Genomic DNA, 17439 nt, shown 5'->3' with positions numbered 1-17439 from the left:
TGTTAACCTTTTGTGTGCATTTTTGCAGCCATTAACTGAGTAGTCATTTGTTGCCGCCTAAAAAAAATTAACATGGAATTACAAGCCTGCTCAGGTTATAATTGAACGTCCGTTCATGGCTTTGTTTTAGAGGAGTAGTACGTTATGAGTAAATCAGCAAAATTTGATCGCGCTGATGTTGTTGACAAAGCCACCAAGCTATATTGGGAAAAAGGTTTTCATGGAACATCCATGCGCAACCTGCAAGATGTGGTTGATATGCGGCCAGGCAGTATCTATGCGACCTTTGGAAACAAAGAAAATTTATTTAAAGAAGCGTTGCAACACTACGCACAAGTCAGTTTTTCTCATCTTTCGGCCTGCAAAAAAGCATCTTTATCACCCCTTGAAGCACTGAGAACTTTTGTTAAAAGTATCCTTATGGACACGGGTAAATCAGTCCCTAGCGGTATGTGCATGCTGGTTAAATCAGTTGCTGAACTGACCGTTGAAAATGCCGAACTGTTGTTGGAAACTAAACGATTACTGAGCCTGATAGAAAGCGAATTTGCAGTAATCTTCAAAGAAGCGATTGAACAGGGGGAAATAAGTGTCTCTAAAGATCCAAACCATCTGGCTCAATATCTGCAAATTCAGATAATGGGGTTACGCACCTATGCGAGTGCTAATGATAATGCCCAGACTATTGAAGCCCTTATTGATGATGTTTTTGACAGCAGCATGGTTCGCGGATAATTTTCTGATCCATATGATAGCAGTTAAAACGGGCAGTCTTATCTAATGTTTATACTTCTTAATAATCAAAATAGGGAAAAATTTAGCAGATCTTTACAATAGCATGTAAAGATCTGCTGACTTTCTAGCTTTTTTGATTGAGCGCATCGTTTATGTCAGATGCATTGTGGCGTTCGCTAACCTGCTCCCAAGGTTCTCCCCAGGTGCGGTTTACTATTCTTCCGCGCTGTACTGCCGGGCGCTGTGCTATTTCTTTTGCCCAGCGCTGAACATTTTTGTAGCTATTAACATCCAAAAATTCGGCTGCGCCATAGAGCTTGCCTAATACTAAGTTTCCATACCATGGCCAGATAGCGATATCTGCAATACTGTATTGATCACCTGCGATAAAATGCTTTTCAGCTAATTGTTTGTCGAGCAGATCAAGCTGACGTTTAACTTCCATAGTAAAACGGTCAATGGGATACTCTAATTTCTCTGGTGCATAAGCATAAAAATGACCAAACCCACCGCCTAAATAAGGTGAAGCGCCTTGTAACCAAAATAACCAGTTGAATACATTGGCGCGTTCTTCAAGTTTTTCTGGTAAAAGACACCCAAACTTTTCAGCTAGATACAGGAGGATTGAACCAGACTCGAACAAGGGAACGGGTTTATCGGTGGAACTATCCAATAAGGCTGGAATTTTAGAATTTGGATTAATTGCTACAAAACCGGAAGAGAATTGTTGCCCTTCACTAATGTCAATAAGATGAGCATCATACTCAGCCTCTGAAATACCTAAAGCCAGAAGTTCTTCAAGCATAATAGTGACTTTCTGACCATTGGGTGTTCCCATAGAATAAAGCTGCAAAGGGTGAACGCCGACAGGAAGGGCTTTATCATGTGTTGCCCCTGATATTGGGCGGTTTATCTTTGCCCAAGTACCCCCGTTTTCACTGTTATGGGTCCAAACCTTTGCTGGAGTGTATTCCCTTTCCATAGTATCTCCTCATACAACTAGTTGTATTTTATATTGTAAAGAATCAATTGAACATTCGTTCATATTCCTTCATGCTAACTGGTTAAAATTCATTGATCAAGTCATTATTGAACATGTGTTCAATAATTTAATCTTAAGGTCGGCGTCATTACAGGGGCGCGAATTCAATGTTGTTACAAATATGCGAGAGGCTAAAAATTCGCCTATTTGGCAATAAATGTGAAATTAGATGGTATTAGAGGCAGAGCCCGGCACAAGTATCAAAAGCTGGATTCTGTGTTTTAGTCCGGCTTGGGTAGCACGCCTTTAAGCTCTTTAAGGCTTGTAATAATCGCCGTTGGATCAACATCCCAGGGATCAAAAATGGCATCCTGAGAACGCTGTACCCATGCAGACAGCATCCCTGTTGATATTGCGCCAATTACATCAAAGGGATTGCTTGATATTAGCCATGCCTGGTTGTGTTTAGCACCTGATTCTCGTAAAAAATGGCAGTAGACAGCTGGATTAGGTTTAAATGATTTAAGATCATCGCAACTGACAATTCCATCGAAAAACGCCCTTATTCCTGCACCGGTAAGCAGCTCTTCAACGGCTTCTTTAGTGCCATTAGAAAAGGCATAAAGTTTAAAGCCGGCACCCTTTAATTGCGCTAACGCATTTGCTGCATCATCAAAGGCTGGCAGGGTTTTATAACCGTCCATCAACGCTTGCTTCTGCTCTTTTGAAAGTGAAACCCGATAGAAATTACAGGTATAGTCCAAAGCATGACGGGTGCAAACTGCAAAGCTTTGGTAATTCTGCATTAATCCCCTGCGGAAAGAGTATTCCAGTTGTTTATCTCGCCAAGTCTGAGAGAAAGCCTGTGCATTTTTACCTAACCATTTTTCTAAAATAGTCACTATTCCATGTGTATTAATTAATGTTCCATAGACATCAAAAGCAAGTATCACTGACATTTTTATCTCCTGAAATTGTGATTAGTGGTCTTGAATTACCTCTTGTTGAGGAATTAAGAGCGTTCTGTCTAGGGGAAGATTAACGCTAATAAGCGCTTATTGGCTAGGAGCTTGAGTGAAAACTATGCTCGTCACGAGATAAAAACTATTTTTACGGGCGCGCCACCGCTGGAAAGTTTTTAATATTGGCGAACCAGCGGTGCAGATTTGGATAATTCACTGCCTGCCAATTGCCCCGTTTTCTCTTAATAGAGCGTAATCTTTATTGGATTAGGGGAGTGTGAAAATAAAATAGGATCATTTCTGCTAATGAAAAAAGTACGATCTGCGCCAGAAATAGAGTTCCTTTATTCAAGGTGCTCCCGCCTTATTGAGATTTTAATATTATAGAAAAACAATGACCCTGACGGATTAATCATAATCGATTGAGCTGTGCACCCATCGGTGTGGCAGCATTTCGCGCAATGTTATAAGTACGGCTTCAGTTGTGCCTGATTTATTGTTAATAATCGATTCTTTTACGCCGATAAGCATTCAAGCCAATTATCCACCAGGGTTAATAAGCTAGCCTATTGACAAAGCTTTGTCTTATAAAAAAGTGATCAGTTAGGCTTTTTGCCGGGTTGTTACTTATTAAAGTGGTATTAAACCTTTGGCGAAGATTCGTCTATATTTAAACTGTTTTGATAGCATTGCAGATTGCTCTAGATAGTGAAGCAATCTAAGCTTTGATGGTATCTGTTGTTGAACCTTTGAAATATGACTGGGAGAGTTTATGAAACGCATCTTGCTGTTTATTGCGACCAACTTTGCAATACTTATTGTACTCGGTATTGTTCTTAATATTGTATTACCATTGATGGGGATTCATCTGCAAGATACAGGCGGGCTGTTAATGATTTCTGCTGTATTTGGTTTGGGGGGCTCTTTTATTTCTTTGGCGATATCCAAGTGGATTGCAAAACGAAGTGTGGGTGCTTATGTAATAGAGGAGCCGCGTAATGCACAGGAGGAGTGGTTATTAAAGACCGTTAAAAGACAGGCTGTAAAAGCAGGTGTCGGCATGCCGGAAGTCGCTATCTATGACTCTCCTGACATTAATGCCTTTGCGACTGGTATGAATAAAAATAATGCCCTGGTGGCGGTGAGCAGCGGTTTATTGGGCAATATGACGGCAGACGAAGCAGAAGCTGTGCTCGGACATGAAATGAGCCATATCGCTAACGGTGATATGGTTACTATGACCTTGCTTCAGGGGGTAATGAATACCTTTGTATTTTTCTTTGCGCGGATAGTCGCACGGGCGGTAAGCAGGGGCAGTGACAATCAGTTTTTCTACTTTATGACGGTTATGGCGTTTCAGATAATATTCGGTATGTTGGCCAGCATCATAGTGATGTGGTTTTCCCGTTATCGTGAATTCCGTGCCGATGCTGGCGGTGCGAATTTAGCGGGTAGAGAAAAAATGATCAATGCCTTAAAGCGCTTACAAAGAAATAAACTCGAAAGTCAGCTTAATGGTCAGTTAGTTGCCTTTGGTATCAGTGGTAAGCAAGCGTTTTCTGAGCTGCTGATGAGTCATCCCCCGCTTGAAAAAAGAATTAAGGCTTTACAAAGGCAAGCGTAGGGCGGTCGCATCACTGCACAATCGCTGGTGTTATGTGCACCATAACAGGCAGAAGCAGATGATCTGATTGATGATTGCTTATCCGATACTCTCGTGTATTCGGACCTAAGTAAGTGCGTATTTTTATGGATAATCTTATTTTCAAAAAATTTGTATCAGAAATTAATCATGTGAATTTAAGTCTTTGACACTGAAGAGTATGATCGGTTTTATTTTTAAAAACAGTAAAGAAATAACTCACCTTCCAAAAGCCGCGGCGCGCGGCAACCTTATATACAAAATCTACTCATTTTATATTCTTTAGATTTAAATAATAAGTGTAGGTTAAAATCAATTCTATCTGCATTTATAAAAAATACTTGAGACAGGAGCCGTACTTACTCTCCTGTGATGGGGATGGCGCGCAGGTATCAGCCTGTTTGATGTGAAATAAATTTTCACATCAAGGGTTGTGTTAACATTTTTGTAACTTACTCTATACTAGCTTGCGGGTTTTATATTATTTGTCCTGCTGATGCGGTATAATTTTTGGGAAATTTTTATATCAAACTTATATCAAACGATTCCAATAACGCGAATTATTTCGCTGCAACAAGAGGTTACTATTGTGCTAGAAGCTTATCGTAAACATATCGCTGAACGTGCCGAGCAAGGCATAGTCCCACAACCTTTGAATGCTGAACAAACTGCGGCATTAGTTGAATTGTTAAAAACTCCACCACAGGGCGAAGAAGCCTTTTTGGTTGATCTTTTAGAAAACCGTATTCCTCCTGGTGTTGATGAAGCTGCCTATGTTAAAGCTGGGTTTTTGTCTGCCATTGCATCTGCTGAAACCATTTCTCCCATTATCTCTCGTGAGCATGCTGTTAAGCTGTTGGGTACGATGCAGGGTGGTTACAATATTCAACCGTTGATTAGCCAACTTGATAATGAAAAGCTTGCGCCGTTAGCCGTCACAGCTCTTTCCCATACATTATTGATGTTCGACGCTTTCTATGACGTTGAAGAAAAAGCGAAAGCGGGTAACGTTTTTGCACAGGAAATAATACAGGCATGGGCTGATGCAAAATGGTTTTTAAAGAAACCTGCTGTTGCAGAAAAAATGACCATGAGTGTATTTAAAGTGTCTGGGGAGACAAATACTGATGATTTGTCTCCAGCCCCCGATGCCTGGTCTCGTCCCGATATTCCATTACACGCTTTAGCGATGTTAAAACTTTCACGAGAAGGCATTGTTGCTGACGAGGAAGGTGTCGTTGGACCGGTTAAACAAATTAATGCACTGAAAGATAAAGGTCACCCGTTAGTTTATGTTGGTGACGTTGTCGGTACCGGCTCTTCGCGTAAATCTGCAACTAATTCAGTTTTATGGTTTATGGGTAACGATGTTCCATTTGTACCTAATAAACGTGCTGGTGGTGTGTGTATTGGTAATAAAATAGCCCCTATTTTCTTTAATACGATGGAAGATTCAGGCGCATTACCTATTGAGATGGATGTCAGTAAATTAAATACCGGTGATGTGATTGATATATATCCTCATCAAGGAGTTGTTAAAAACAACGCTACCGGTGAAGTTATTACTGAATTTCAATTAAAAACAAATATTATTCTTGATGAAGTACGTGCCGGTGGACGAATTCCACTTATTATCGGTCGTGGTTTAACAGATCGTGCGCGTAAATCTTTAGGGCTTGAAACATCGACTGTCTTTCAATTGCCAGTTGAAGTTAAACCTTCAACAAAAGGTTATACGCTGGCACAAAAAATGGTCGGTAAAGCTTGTGGTACTGAAGGCGTACGAGCAGGTCAATATTGTGAGCCTAAAATGACCAGTGTTGGATCGCAAGATACAACAGGCCCAATGACACGTGATGAGCTCAAAGATCTTGCCTGCTTAGGTTTCTCCGCTGATTTGGTTATGCAATCATTCTGCCATACGGGTGCATACCCTAAACCCATTGATGTTATTACGCATCACACTCTGCCTGATTTCATCCGAAATCGTGGTGGTGTTTCTCTGCGCCCTGGTGACGGTATTATCCACTCGTGGTTAAATCGTATGTTATTACCGGATACGGTAGGAACAGGTGGTGATTCTCATACACGTTTCCCGATCGGCATCTCTTTCCCAGCCGGTTCAGGCTTAGTGGCATTTGCTGCAGCGACAGGTGTTATGCCGTTGGATATGCCAGAATCTGTGTTGGTGCGTTTTAAAGGCGAAATGCAGCCAGGCATTACATTACGTGATTTAGTGAATGCAATTCCCCACCAGGCGATAAAAGAGGGCCACTTAACGGTTGAAAAAGCGGGCAAAGTAAATGTGTTCTCTGGCCGTACTTTAGAGATTGAAGGGTTACCAAAACTTAAAGTTGAGCAAGCATTTGAATTATCAGATGCCTCAGCAGAGCGTAGTGCTGCGGGTTGTTCGATCAAGCTTGATAAAGAACCTATTATTGAATACTTAAACTCTAACATTGTGATGCTTAAGTGGATGATAGCCGAAGGTTATGGTGATGTTCGTACTATTTCTCGTCGTATTGAAGAGATGGAAGCCTGGATTGCAAAGCCTGAGTTAATGGAAGCGGATGAAGATGCAGAATATGCCGCTATTATTGAGATTAATCTGAACGATGTTAAAGAGCCTCTTTTAGCTTGTCCAAATGATCCCGATGATGTGAAATTACTGTCAGAGGTTGCTGGCCAATCAATTGATGAAGTCTTCATTGGTTCTTGCATGACCAATATAGGTCATTTCCGTGCAGCAGGTAATTTGCTCCAACAATTCCCTGGTCAATTACCGACCAAGTTATGGATTGCCCCACCAACAAAAATGGATGCTGCGCAACTTTCTGATGAAGGTTATTATGGCATCTTTGGTAAAGTGGGTGCACGAACTGAAATGCCGGGTTGCTCTCTTTGTATGGGTAATCAAGCGCGAGTGGGTGATAATACCACTGTGGTTTCAACTTCAACACGTAACTTCCCTAACCGTTTAGGTAATAATGCTAATGTGTACCTGAGTTCAGCTGAACTCGCTGCAGTTGCCGCTATCGAAGGGAAACTGCCAACGGTTGATCAATATATGAAGTATGCTCAATCCTTGAATGCGACTGCCGCAGATACCTACCGTTACCTGAACTTTGATCAAATAAAAAGTTATATGGATAAAGCAAATAGTATTATTCCGGTGAAAGCTGCCAGCTAACAAGTATTATTTTTTTATAACTTAAAAAATTAGGCCTCTCTTCTGGTTATTCGTTGAGGGGCTTTTTTTATGATGGTAAATATATTATTCATTTATAATAATTATAATAATTATAATGAGTATAAATACTCAGAATATTTTTTAATGTCTTTAGTAATACAAATAAGAGTTGTTTTTTTGTTTTAATTTGCTAACATGGTTGGCTCAAAGTTTAGCAGTTCGCTTGTTAAAACTTTCACAGCGTTGCGCATAGGCTTTACTGATAGGATGATGAAAGGTTGGTGTGAAACCCAAATTCAATAAAGAGAATGAGTATTCCTATGTTAGAAAAAAATTTAGTAGTTGGTGAGTTTCTTATCGACACAAGTCAAAACAGCTTAATCCACACAAACCGAAAAGTTTACCTCGGTCCTTTGCGTACATCTCTTTTGCATTTTTTGTGTAAAAATGTGAATAAAGTGGTCACTCGAGAAGATCTTGCCCAACATGTATGGGGTAGATTAGTGACGGATCATACAATTAACCAGCATATCTCTCAACTGCGTAAAAGTATCGGTACCTTAGTCCTGCACGGATTAAATATTTCGACTATTCCCAAGCGTGGTTATATTGCGCGTATGGATGGTATTGGCCTTTCAGAAAATCAGGTTGCTCCCATGGCAAGAGCCGAAGGGAATGCACATTCTGTTAAAAACATGAAAGTATTGGTTGTTGAGACCGAAACCTCTGAGCGAAATCTGTTAATTGAGCAATTAAACACACTACAAGTGTCTTATGTAGAGTGTGTTGCAACAAGTCTTGATGCAGAGCGTTCTGTTGCACTTCAAGATTTTGATTTGATTATTGTGGACTCTCTACTTGTCGATAATACGGGCATCAAGTTAATCAAAGATGTTCGTACAGGAAAAACCTCTGCTGCTGCTGATATCAGTATTTTAACCTCTCACTTTGATGTCCAACGTGAATTGTTAGGGTTAAATAGTTTGTTAGACATTCAGGGCTTATTGCTTAAACCATTCGACAGTCAGCGTTTAAAACAGATGTTAATGGTTGCTAATAAAGCCAATGTTATTTTAAAACCTCAAGCTGCTTATGAACTTGTACCAACCGATGTACTAAGCGATTTTGTTCAACCTAAGGTTGCGGTTAACGATTAATATTCGTTGATTGCATTAAAGCTCCCACGGCAACGTTGGAGCTTTTTTTTTGTCATTTTTAATATGATAGAAAATTATAGTGAAAGAAATAGTTAAGTGACTAGATTGAAAAACAGGCATCATTATTAACTTTTAATTGAGATTAAAATATTATCTCTTTTGCTATTAACTAAAAAGATGAGCCTTTTTTTCTACTTAAAATTAATACTGTCTGCGTTGCGGATTTTATTCAAAATACCCTGTTTTTCATTATGTAGTGGTCAGTTAAAGTATATTCCATGCGTTTGTTGGAAATATGCAACTCATGCCTTGTTATCCTGCGCAATGGTTATGGTTTTTATTAACTCGTTTTATTGGCTGACCTCTGATGCTGGCAAGGTTTATTTTTCACGCAAGTTGATTTACCCTAACTAGTGAGATGTTTGTTCTAATTGTGAAATTAACAACAGAGACTAAAACATCGTTTTATATCTCACCAGGATGTGTTTTAAGCTGTATAAATAAACAGAAAATGAATGGATTTGGTATAACCTATAGGTTTGAAATAAAGTATGGAATTTGAATTTAGAAAAGATTTTTTTAGTGACCAGGCGACTGTAAAGTTATCGATGGATCATGAAGCTTTTGCCACTTGGTTAGAGCAGGAGGGGCAGTCTATCCCTTGGGTCGAAGCGCTGTTAGTTAATATTTCAGCGGTGCAAAAGCGCGTGGTGACTGATTTTAAATTAGTCGGCAGCGAGTTTTCGTTGTTACTCAATAATGACGAAGCTCAAGTTATTAATCATAGTTTGTTAAATGATTTTGATGAGGTTGATTTAGAAGGAGACTTATCATTTTATGACTTGGAGATTGAAGCATCCTGTGGATTCGATGATTTTAAGAACTTCATCGAATCATGGTCAGAATTTTTACACAGCCAATAAAATTATACTTTTAATACTATTATGATTTAGATGATTTAGATGATTTAGATGATTTTATGAATTCATTAAAGCAAATTATGGTTATCATTTTTACACAGCCAATAAAATGATACTTTTAAGACTAGATGATTGTATGAAGTCATTAAAGCAAATCATGGTCAGCATTTTTACACAGCCAATAAAATTATACTTTTAAGACTAAGGTTGCCATACCCAAGAACGAAAACAGGCCAATCACATCGGTCAGGGTGGTGAGGGCCATTCCACCAGCGAGAGCGGGATCAATTTTATATTTATGCATAATCAGCGGTATAGTGACACCTGCAATGCCAGCCACAGATAAATTGATAAACATCGCCCCGGCAATAATGTAACCAACAGTGATATCGCCCTTCCACAGGGTTACCGCAGTCGCGACTAAGGTCGCCCAAATCATACCATTAATTAAGCCGATTGCGGCTTCTTTGCCAATTAACCAACGGGCATTTGTTTTGCCTATATGACCAACCGCCAGTCCGCGAATAACCAATGCAAGTGTTTGATTCCCTGCAATCCCACCCATACTAGGGACTATTGTCATTAATACAGCAAGGGTTGCCATCTGCTCTAAGGTGGCTTCAAACATATTTGATACTGAGGCAGCAATAAAGGCGGCAACAAGATTTAGAGCCAGCCAAACAGTGCGTCGTTTAGCGCTTGAGAGAACGGGCGCATAGGTATCTTCATCATCGTCCATACCGGCCATACCCATCATTGTGTGCTCAGCCTCTTCGCGGATAATATCAACTACATCATCAATGGTAATACGGCCTAAAAGGTGTTTATTTTCATCCACAACAGGAGCGGAAATCAAATCATACCGTTCAAATAACTTGGCAATTTCACCGTCATCCATTCCGACTTCGAGCATTTCTGTTTTGCTATTCATGACCTGCTCTATAGAAAGAGAAGGATCAACGGTTAATAAGGTGGATAGGGGAACATCGCCAATCAATTGGTCTTCTTTATTAACCACATACAGCGTGTCTGTTGCGTCCGGCAATTCACCTTTCAGGCGTAAATAGCGTAATACGACATCAACCGATACATCTGCGCGCAGTGTAATAGTATCGGTATTCATCATAGAACCTGCGGTCTCTTCTGGATAGGAAAGCGCCTGCTCTACACGGTGTCTATCCTGCGCATCCATAGTATCCAATACCTCTTGGTATAGGCTATCTGGAATACCCCGCAAAATAGACGCGAGATCATCGATATCCATACCTTCTGTGGCGGATACTATATTGGTTGCATCCATTAATGCGATGATGCTGTCCTGTGCATCTTCATTTAATTCGTCGAGTATTTCCCCCTGTTCATCATGATCTGTCAAACTCCATAATATTTTACGCTTGGTAGGGGGGGATGATTCAAGCAGTAAAGCCACATCACAGGCGTGCATTTTGTCAAGAATACTACGAGCTAATACGAACATACCACTTTCGAGGGCTTTATCTATTTCATTGAATCTTTCTTGGGTATTTTGAGCATCGCTATTTTCCAGCATGACATGACCTTATATTATTCATTTTCTTCTAAAAACTTATTTTCTATCAGTCTGGTAACAGCAAGCATGGCCCGCTCCGCTTCACTTCCTTCTGCTAGTATTTCAATTTCTTGACCATAACAAGTCTCTAATACTAACAACCCAAGGACACTACTGGCATCGGCTTGTTTGCCTTGATGTTTGATTATGATAGTAGCATCAAAAGACGCAACTAACTCAACAAGTTTGATTGTAGCGCGTGTATGCAAGCCTAATTTATTTTGGATGGTAATAGTTTGTGTGATGGTGCTCATTACAGGTGCTCCTTTAGCCCCTTATGCTCAATTTGAACCTGATATTCTTGATTGTAGCGCGTGTATGCAAGCCTAATTTATTTGGGATAGTAATAGTTTGTGTGATTACAGCTGATCCTTTAATCCTTTATGCTCAATTTGAACCTGATATTTTTGTTTAAACTGAGCAGCAAGCTGTTCTGCTACATAGACAGAGCGGTGTTTTCCGCCCGTACAGCCAATGGCTATGGTCACATAATTACGATTATTTTCTTCAAGGTACGGCAACCATGAATGGAAAAGGTTTTCAATTTGGTTAATCGTTTGTTTTACCACAAGATGACCATTAAGAAATGCTTTTACAGGTTGATCTTTACCCGTGTATTTTTGTAAAGTGGGCTCCCAATGCGGGTTGGGTAAAAAACGCACATCAAAAATATAATCGGCATCATCAGGGTGGATATTTTTAAAACCAAAAGATTGGAAGATGATCAATAAGTTACTTTTAGTCGACCCCTGTAAATGAATTTTAAGACGTTCATTTAAATTATGGATAGAAAGGGTAGTTGTGTCGATCGACAGTGCAGCCCTTTTGTGGATCGGCTCCAGCAATTCATTTTCTAATTCGAGAGCTTGAGAGAGAGACAGTTTGTTTTTAGATAAAGGGTGTAAACGCCTTGTTTCACTGTAGCGGCGAATTAATTCAGCGCTAATGGCATCAAGGTAGATAATCTCTACCTCAACTTTTTGTTGTAATGACGACAGCAGCGTCTGGATTTGGCTGGCATCGGTGGGTAAATTACGAATATCTAAACTAATCGCAACTTTATTATTTTTAGGGTCTACAGTATCGATTAATTGCGCAAGTAACTGGAATGGCACACCATCGATACAGTTATAGCCTAAATCTTCCAACACATGAAGTGCAATGGTTTTTCCTGAACCGGAGCGCCCGCTGATAACGATTAATTTCATTGTACCCCCTTGTTATTACTTAACTGCTAGCAACAGACATAATATTTTGTTGCTTTGCGCATTTCTTAGTTGACGTAAAAGTTTATGACTGATTTCAGATAGCGCAGACAAATACTGCCATTATTGCAATTATTTAACTGCTAGCAACAGACATAATATTTTGTTGCTTTGCGCATTTCTTAGTTGACGTAAAAGTTTATGACTGATTTCAGACAGCGCAGACAAATACTGCCATTACCGCAATTATTTAACTGCTAGCAATAGAGATAATATTTTGTTGCTTTGCGCATTTCTTAGTTGACGTATTTCAGACAGCGCAGACAAATACTGCCATTATTTAATTTCTAGCAACAGACATAACATTTCGTTATTTTTCGCATTTCTTAGTCGACGTAAAAATTGTTTATCCAATAGTTTTTGACTGATTTCAGAAAGAGCAGACAAATACTGTTTACAACGATCTTCCGGTACAAAAATGGCAAAGAGTATGTCAACTTTATTACCATCGTATGCATCGTAATCTATTGCTGATTCACATTGTATAAAAACAGCTGTAGCGGGTAAAGCGCTATCTATTTTTACGTGTGGAATCGCAATACCCGTTCCAACACCCGTAGAGCCGATTTTTTCACGCGCAATTAAACGATTAAATAATATTTGCGGATCTATATTTAATTTTTCACCCGCAATATGGCTAATTTTTTCTAATGCGCATTTTTTGCTTGTACAAGCAGTTTTGGCAAAAACAGATTCTTTATTTAATAAGCTTGAAATATTCATATTTGATTTAGCTATTACAAAAATTTGCGCGATGTTAGCACTTGCGCTATGAATGATCATCAACAAATATGGTTTTCTTGATCTTTATAAAATCAGAGCAGCATTTTTCGTTGGCTTGATGATGAAATCCCCAATAATTCCCGATATTTTGTGATAGTACGGCGCGCCACTTTAATACCCTGGTGTTCAAGTAACAGTGCTATTTTATTATCACTTAAAGGTTTGCTGCTGACCTCTGCAGAGATTAATTTTTTGATTAATGCCTTAATTGCCGTTGAGGAGCATTCTCCTCCACTTTCTGTCGCAACATGGCTGGAAAAGAAAAACTTCAATTCAAAAATACCTCTTGAGGTATGCATGAATTTTTGTGTCGTGACCCGGGAAATGGTCGATTCATGCATATCTACCTCTAACGCAACATCATTAAGCACCATGGGTTTCATTGATTCTTCCCCATATTCGAAGAATGCTTGTTGTTGGCGCACAATACAATGAGAGACTTTTAATAAGGTTTCGTTACGGCTTTCCAGGCTTTTAATAAACCATCTTGCTTCTTGTAAATGACCTTTAATAAACTGAGAATCAGCTTTACTAATATTACCTTTACATAAATTTGCATATGTTTGATTTATGGAAAGCTTAGCATCTGAATCTGGGTGGAGCGATACACGCCATTGACCTGCAATTTTTTTGACATAAACATCGGGCACAATATATTGGGGTTGGCTATTTTCGATTTGGTTTCCAGGTCTGGGTTCAAGCGTTTGAATTAAATGCAATACCTCTGCTAATTCAAACTCTTTTAATTTACTTTTTCTTGCCAGAGTACGGTAATCCCGGTTACCCAGTAAATCCATGTGATGAGCAAGTATTGTTAACGCTTCACTGCGCCATGGTGTTTGTTCCGGTAGATGTCGCAGTTGGATTTGTAAACACTCCTGAGTTGAACGAGCAGCAACACCGATTGGATCAAAATGTTGAATGCGTTTTAGGACAACCAGTACTTCATCTAATTCAATATCATCAGCTTCAGTGATTAAGCTTTCCAAAATTGATTCACAACTCGCGGTTAAATAGCCAGACTCATCTATCGAGTCAATGAGGGCAGCGGCTATGACAAGATCCGTATCGGAAAATGGGGTCAGTTGCATTTGCCAAATTAAATGATCTTGTAAAGAGGTTGAAGATTCTCCCTGGTAAATACTGTCCTCGCCTTCATAACTTGAAGAGGATGAGGGAGAAGTTGTGGAGCTGCTTGAATATTCAGAATAAGATTCTTCCCAGTTATTTTCAGCGGGTAAATCATTAGAGAACTCTTGCTGGGTTATTGCTTCAGAAGTATCAATCTGACTGCTATCCTGCTTTGCGATGACTTCCTGCGTACCGTTGTTATCTTCTTGTTCTAATAGCGGGTTTGAGTCGAGAATATTCTGAATTTCCTGCTGTAAATCCAGTGTAGAGAGTTGTAGCAATTTGATTGCTTGCTGCAATTGTGGGGTCATTGCAAGTTGCTGCCCCATCTTTAAATGCAAACCTTGTTTTATCAAAACATTCCCCCTGAATCTGGCTGATTATATAAGTTATTGAGTTATTATTAATGCGGAATTTGGTTTAAAAAATAGCTTTTTATATACCCTGTATAAGTCTTTTATAATTTAAATTCTTCTCCCAGATAGACCTGTTTTACCTGGGCATTGGCTAATATTTCATCTTGATTACCTACTGCAATAATTTCACCGTGACTAACGATATAGGAATGCTGGCAGACATCTAATGTTTCTCGAACATTGTGATCGGTTATTAAGACACCCAAACCACGATTCCTTAGGTGTTGGATAATAGTCTTGATATCAATCACTGAAATAGGATCTACGCCGGCGAAAGGCTCATCTAAGAGAATAAATTTAGGTTCGGTTGCCAGTGCTCGCGCGATTTCAACCCGGCGTCGCTCCCCGCCGGAAAGGCTCATCCCTTTATTATTACGAATATGAGAGATATGAAATTCATCGAGTAATGTATTGAGCTTTTCTTCACGTTGGGTATTGTTTAACTCTTTACGCGTTTGCAAAATACCCATAATATTTTCGGAGACCGTTAAACGGCGAAAGATGGACGCTTCCTGAGGAAGGTAACCGATACCCTTTTGAGCTCTGATATGCATAGGATGATGGGAAATATCTTCTCCGTCAATGCAGATACTTCCTTCATCCTGTTTTACGAGTCCGACCACCATGTAAAAAGAGGTTGTTTTACCTGCTCCATTTGGGCCAAGTAAACCGACGATTTCACCCGTTTTTACCGTTAAATCGACACCGTTTACAACGGTTCTGCCTTTATAACTTTTTACTAAACCTTGCGCGATTAACTCTGCCATTTTTATTCTTCTTTCCCCACAGTACTTTTTTTCTCAAACTGAGCGGGTAAAAAAACTGTTGTTACACGTGTTTCTTTGCCATCGTTGCTCACGGTTAGTTCTTCTGTTTCCATAAAATAAATAATTTTTGAACCATTTATTTGGCTCTTAAGTTGTTTAACCTGGGCATTGCCAGTAAGCGTTACTTGGGCCTTAGCCACATCGTAACGAATAACATTTGCCTCTGCATCGATGGGTTTTCCATCTTCTTGGGTTTGGTAAAAAGTGGCTACGCTACCTTCTGCAATCATGATCTCTTGATTAGATTGTTTTCCTTGAATAACGGTCAGTTTGTCAGCAGTTAATTTAATAGTACCTTGGGTTAGTAATACATCATCTTGAAATACAACCCGATCATTTTTCATCGTCACGTGCTGGCTCACAGAACTGACGTGAATGGGCTGAGTGAAGTCGGACTCCAGCGCAATACTTGCAAAAGAGATAAGGAGTGTACTGATGATTAAGCTTAATTTATTTATTTTCATTGAAGTATACCGCTTTTATTTGATCTTTTATAATGACCTCTTCAGTGACAAGAGAAGCCCACATGCCAACACCCTGCTGATGAATCTGAGGGCCTTCCAAAGTGACTAATAAGTCACTGCTTAACTCCTTTTTATCTAGAAAAAGAGTGAGTTGTTCCGTCTTTATCGTTTGTACAAGTTGATCTAAACTGAGATTTTTGACTAATACATTTTTCGAAAGCACTAGTTTATCTTGTTGATAAAGAGCACCTACTGCGCTGGTTATTTGCCAAATTGTGGTCGTATCTGTTTGGTCATTATGTGTATAAACAATCACTTTAGGTTTTTTAAAATTAGTCAACTCATCTTCATTAAAGTTGGTGGCTTTATCTGCAAATATTTTATAATCCAAAAAACCTGTTTTATTAAAATGAGTACTATTGATATCCGTCGCAATATAACTAGGGTGATGGACTGACAACGAAGGTAAAACAGCTTCCTGTTTGAAAAATAACCAAATCAATAAAGCGGCTAATAATAAAACAAATGGGATACTCTGGCGCTTATTCATTTATTCACTTTTGCCTTGGGTAATATATAGTTGGTTATGGCACTGCAAAAAAAGATCACAGACTTCGCGTACTGCGCCATAGCCCCCTTTTATTTGGGTGACAAGGTTTGCCCCTTTTAAGACAAGAGGATGCGCATCCTGTACTGCGACACCCAAACCACAATCTTCGATAATAGGCAGATCAACCACGTCATCACCAATATAAGCAACCTGATCAGGCGTTAAACTAAGCTTGGTTAATAAAGATTGGTAAATGCTTAATTTATCTTCTTTGCCCTGAAATATAAAAGGGACACCCAAGGCCTGCATTCTCTTTTCAACAATGACCGATTGACGGCCGGTGATAATCGCGACATTAACGCCCATCTTGATAATAGCTTTGATCCCGAATCCGTCTTTAGTATGAAAGGCTTTTAACTCTTCGCCGTGATTGCCTAAATAAATTCTACCATCAGAAAAGACACCATCAACATCGCAAATAAGTAATTTTATCTTTGCGGCGCGGTGGTAATTTTCGACGCTAATTTTACCATAAGGTGTTGTGATCATTAAAATTCTCAGTTGATTAATAATTATGTGTTACTAATAAGTTAGTGATGACTGACAAGTTAGTAAAAAAATAATAAAATAACAAAATGGATGCGTTAACGCGAGCTATGATTATTGGTCTAACGGCTAAGATTATATTGACCGCCATAACAGACATTCATAATATCAAAACCAGCGGTTAACAGACTTTCAAAATAGTCAAGCGGTTGGCGTCTTAAAAGTGCGTTGTTATTTGCGTTGTTATTCACATTGTTACCGGCATTTTTCTAAAAATAAAG

General features: G+C 39.3%; 17 protein-coding genes. 5 read left to right on the top strand and 12 right to left on the bottom strand.

Going from position 1 to position 17439, the window contains the following annotated elements; translation table 11 throughout:
* The first annotated feature begins 144 nt into the window (after positions 1–144).
* Positions 145–735, top strand: coding sequence for a TetR/AcrR family transcriptional regulator (locus PING_RS14960; RefSeq protein WP_011771161.1), 591 nt, complete (start codon positions 145–147; stop codon positions 733–735).
* 124 nt (positions 736–859) lie between these two features.
* Here the strand turns inward: PING_RS14960 and yghU are convergent, their stop codons facing one another.
* Together yghU and PING_RS14950 are read right to left on the bottom strand one after the other, a co-directional pair.
* Positions 860–1717, bottom strand: a complete 858-nt coding sequence (gene yghU, locus PING_RS14955) for a glutathione-dependent disulfide-bond oxidoreductase (protein ID WP_011771160.1) — start codon at positions 1715–1717, stop codon at positions 860–862.
* Positions 1718–1998: 281 nt separating this feature from the next.
* Positions 1999–2676: a haloacid dehalogenase type II gene (locus PING_RS14950; protein ID WP_011771159.1), complete on the bottom strand. Its 678-nt coding sequence runs from the start codon at positions 2674–2676 to the stop codon at positions 1999–2001.
* A 775-nt stretch (positions 2677–3451) separates the two neighbouring features.
* On the opposite strand from PING_RS14950, the gene htpX reads away from it, so the two are divergent.
* The 4 genes from htpX (at position 3452) to PING_RS14930 (ending at position 9591) form a co-directional block, all read left to right on the top strand.
* Positions 3452–4303, top strand: a complete 852-nt coding sequence (gene htpX, locus PING_RS14945) for a protease HtpX (RefSeq protein ID WP_011771158.1) — start codon at positions 3452–3454, stop codon at positions 4301–4303.
* Between the two features lie 607 nt (positions 4304–4910).
* On the top strand, positions 4911–7511 hold the full coding sequence (gene acnB / locus PING_RS14940; protein WP_011771157.1) for a bifunctional aconitate hydratase 2/2-methylisocitrate dehydratase: 2601 nt from the start codon (positions 4911–4913) through the stop codon (positions 7509–7511).
* A gap of 320 nt (positions 7512–7831) precedes the next feature.
* Complete coding sequence (locus tag PING_RS14935) at positions 7832–8668, top strand: winged helix-turn-helix domain-containing protein (RefSeq protein ID WP_041766545.1); 837 nt, start codon at positions 7832–7834, stop codon at positions 8666–8668.
* Positions 8669–9219: 551 nt separating this feature from the next.
* Positions 9220–9591 (top strand): YacL family protein, encoded by a 372-nt coding sequence (locus tag PING_RS14930; RefSeq protein WP_011771155.1) that lies wholly within the window; start codon positions 9220–9222, stop codon positions 9589–9591.
* A gap of 184 nt (positions 9592–9775) precedes the next feature.
* On the opposite strand, the gene mgtE is transcribed toward PING_RS14930, so the two are convergent.
* From mgtE to PING_RS21640, 10 genes are all read right to left on the bottom strand, one after another.
* Complete coding sequence (mgtE, locus tag PING_RS14925; protein ID WP_011771154.1) at positions 9776–11137, bottom strand: magnesium transporter; 1362 nt, start codon at positions 11135–11137, stop codon at positions 9776–9778.
* A gap of 14 nt (positions 11138–11151) precedes the next feature.
* A complete protein-coding gene (locus PING_RS14920; RefSeq protein ID WP_011771153.1) occupies positions 11152–11430 on the bottom strand; it encodes an HPr family phosphocarrier protein in 279 nt (92 codons plus the stop codon).
* A gap of 105 nt (positions 11431–11535) precedes the next feature.
* A complete protein-coding gene (rapZ, locus tag PING_RS14915; RefSeq protein ID WP_011771152.1) occupies positions 11536–12384 on the bottom strand; it encodes an RNase adapter RapZ in 849 nt (282 codons plus the stop codon).
* Between the two features lie 333 nt (positions 12385–12717).
* Positions 12718–13164, bottom strand: coding sequence for a PTS sugar transporter subunit IIA (locus PING_RS14910; protein ID WP_041767361.1), 447 nt, complete (start codon positions 13162–13164; stop codon positions 12718–12720).
* A 92-nt stretch (positions 13165–13256) separates the two neighbouring features.
* Positions 13257–14708 (bottom strand): RNA polymerase factor sigma-54, encoded by a 1452-nt coding sequence (locus PING_RS14905; protein ID WP_041767359.1) that lies wholly within the window; start codon positions 14706–14708, stop codon positions 13257–13259.
* A 104-nt stretch (positions 14709–14812) separates the two neighbouring features.
* Positions 14813–15538 (bottom strand): LPS export ABC transporter ATP-binding protein, encoded by a 726-nt coding sequence (gene lptB, locus PING_RS14900; protein ID WP_011771149.1) that lies wholly within the window; start codon positions 15536–15538, stop codon positions 14813–14815.
* A gap of 2 nt (positions 15539–15540) precedes the next feature.
* On the bottom strand, positions 15541–16062 hold the full coding sequence (gene lptA, locus PING_RS14895) for a lipopolysaccharide transport periplasmic protein LptA (protein ID WP_011771148.1): 522 nt from the start codon (positions 16060–16062) through the stop codon (positions 15541–15543).
* Positions 16049–16612: an LPS export ABC transporter periplasmic protein LptC gene (lptC, locus tag PING_RS14890; RefSeq protein WP_011771147.1), complete on the bottom strand. Its 564-nt coding sequence runs from the start codon at positions 16610–16612 to the stop codon at positions 16049–16051. The genes lptA and lptC overlap by 14 nt, the downstream gene beginning before the upstream one ends.
* A complete protein-coding gene (kdsC, locus tag PING_RS14885) occupies positions 16613–17161 on the bottom strand; it encodes a 3-deoxy-manno-octulosonate-8-phosphatase KdsC (protein ID WP_011771146.1) in 549 nt (182 codons plus the stop codon).
* Positions 17162–17280: 119 nt separating this feature from the next.
* On the bottom strand, positions 17281–17409 hold the full coding sequence (locus tag PING_RS21640; protein ID WP_269571527.1) for a hypothetical protein: 129 nt from the start codon (positions 17407–17409) through the stop codon (positions 17281–17283).
* Positions 17410–17439: the final 30 nt, after the last annotated feature.

This window comes from Psychromonas ingrahamii 37, from assembly GCF_000015285.1.
In the GTDB taxonomy this organism is placed as follows: domain Bacteria; phylum Pseudomonadota; class Gammaproteobacteria; order Enterobacterales; family Psychromonadaceae; genus Psychromonas; species Psychromonas ingrahamii.
This window is presented reverse-complemented; position numbering and strand designations above follow the sequence as displayed.

Coding starts and splice junctions, on each gene's coding strand:
- PING_RS14960 (WP_011771161.1), top strand. CDS start 145: ATGAGTAAATCAGCAAAATTTGATCGCGCTGATGTTGTTGACAAAGCC.
- yghU (WP_011771160.1), bottom strand. CDS start 1,717: ATGGAAAGGGAATACACTCCAGCAAAGGTTTGGACCCATAACAGTGAA.
- PING_RS14950 (WP_011771159.1), bottom strand. CDS start 2,676: ATGTCAGTGATACTTGCTTTTGATGTCTATGGAACATTAATTAATACA.
- htpX (WP_011771158.1), top strand. CDS start 3,452: ATGAAACGCATCTTGCTGTTTATTGCGACCAACTTTGCAATACTTATT.
- PING_RS14935 (WP_041766545.1), top strand. CDS start 7,832: ATGTTAGAAAAAAATTTAGTAGTTGGTGAGTTTCTTATCGACACAAGT.
- PING_RS14930 (WP_011771155.1), top strand. CDS start 9,220: ATGGAATTTGAATTTAGAAAAGATTTTTTTAGTGACCAGGCGACTGTA.
- mgtE (WP_011771154.1), bottom strand. CDS start 11,137: ATGCTGGAAAATAGCGATGCTCAAAATACCCAAGAAAGATTCAATGAA.
- PING_RS14920 (WP_011771153.1), bottom strand. CDS start 11,430: ATGAGCACCATCACACAAACTATTACCATCCAAAATAAATTAGGCTTG.
- rapZ (WP_011771152.1), bottom strand. CDS start 12,384: ATGAAATTAATCGTTATCAGCGGGCGCTCCGGTTCAGGAAAAACCATT.
- PING_RS14910 (WP_041767361.1), bottom strand. CDS start 13,164: ATGAATATTTCAAGCTTATTAAATAAAGAATCTGTTTTTGCCAAAACT.
- lptB (WP_011771149.1), bottom strand. CDS start 15,538: ATGGCAGAGTTAATCGCGCAAGGTTTAGTAAAAAGTTATAAAGGCAGA.
- lptA (WP_011771148.1), bottom strand. CDS start 16,062: ATGAAAATAAATAAATTAAGCTTAATCATCAGTACACTCCTTATCTCT.
- lptC (WP_011771147.1), bottom strand. CDS start 16,612: ATGAATAAGCGCCAGAGTATCCCATTTGTTTTATTATTAGCCGCTTTA.
- kdsC (WP_011771146.1), bottom strand. CDS start 17,161: ATGATCACAACACCTTATGGTAAAATTAGCGTCGAAAATTACCACCGC.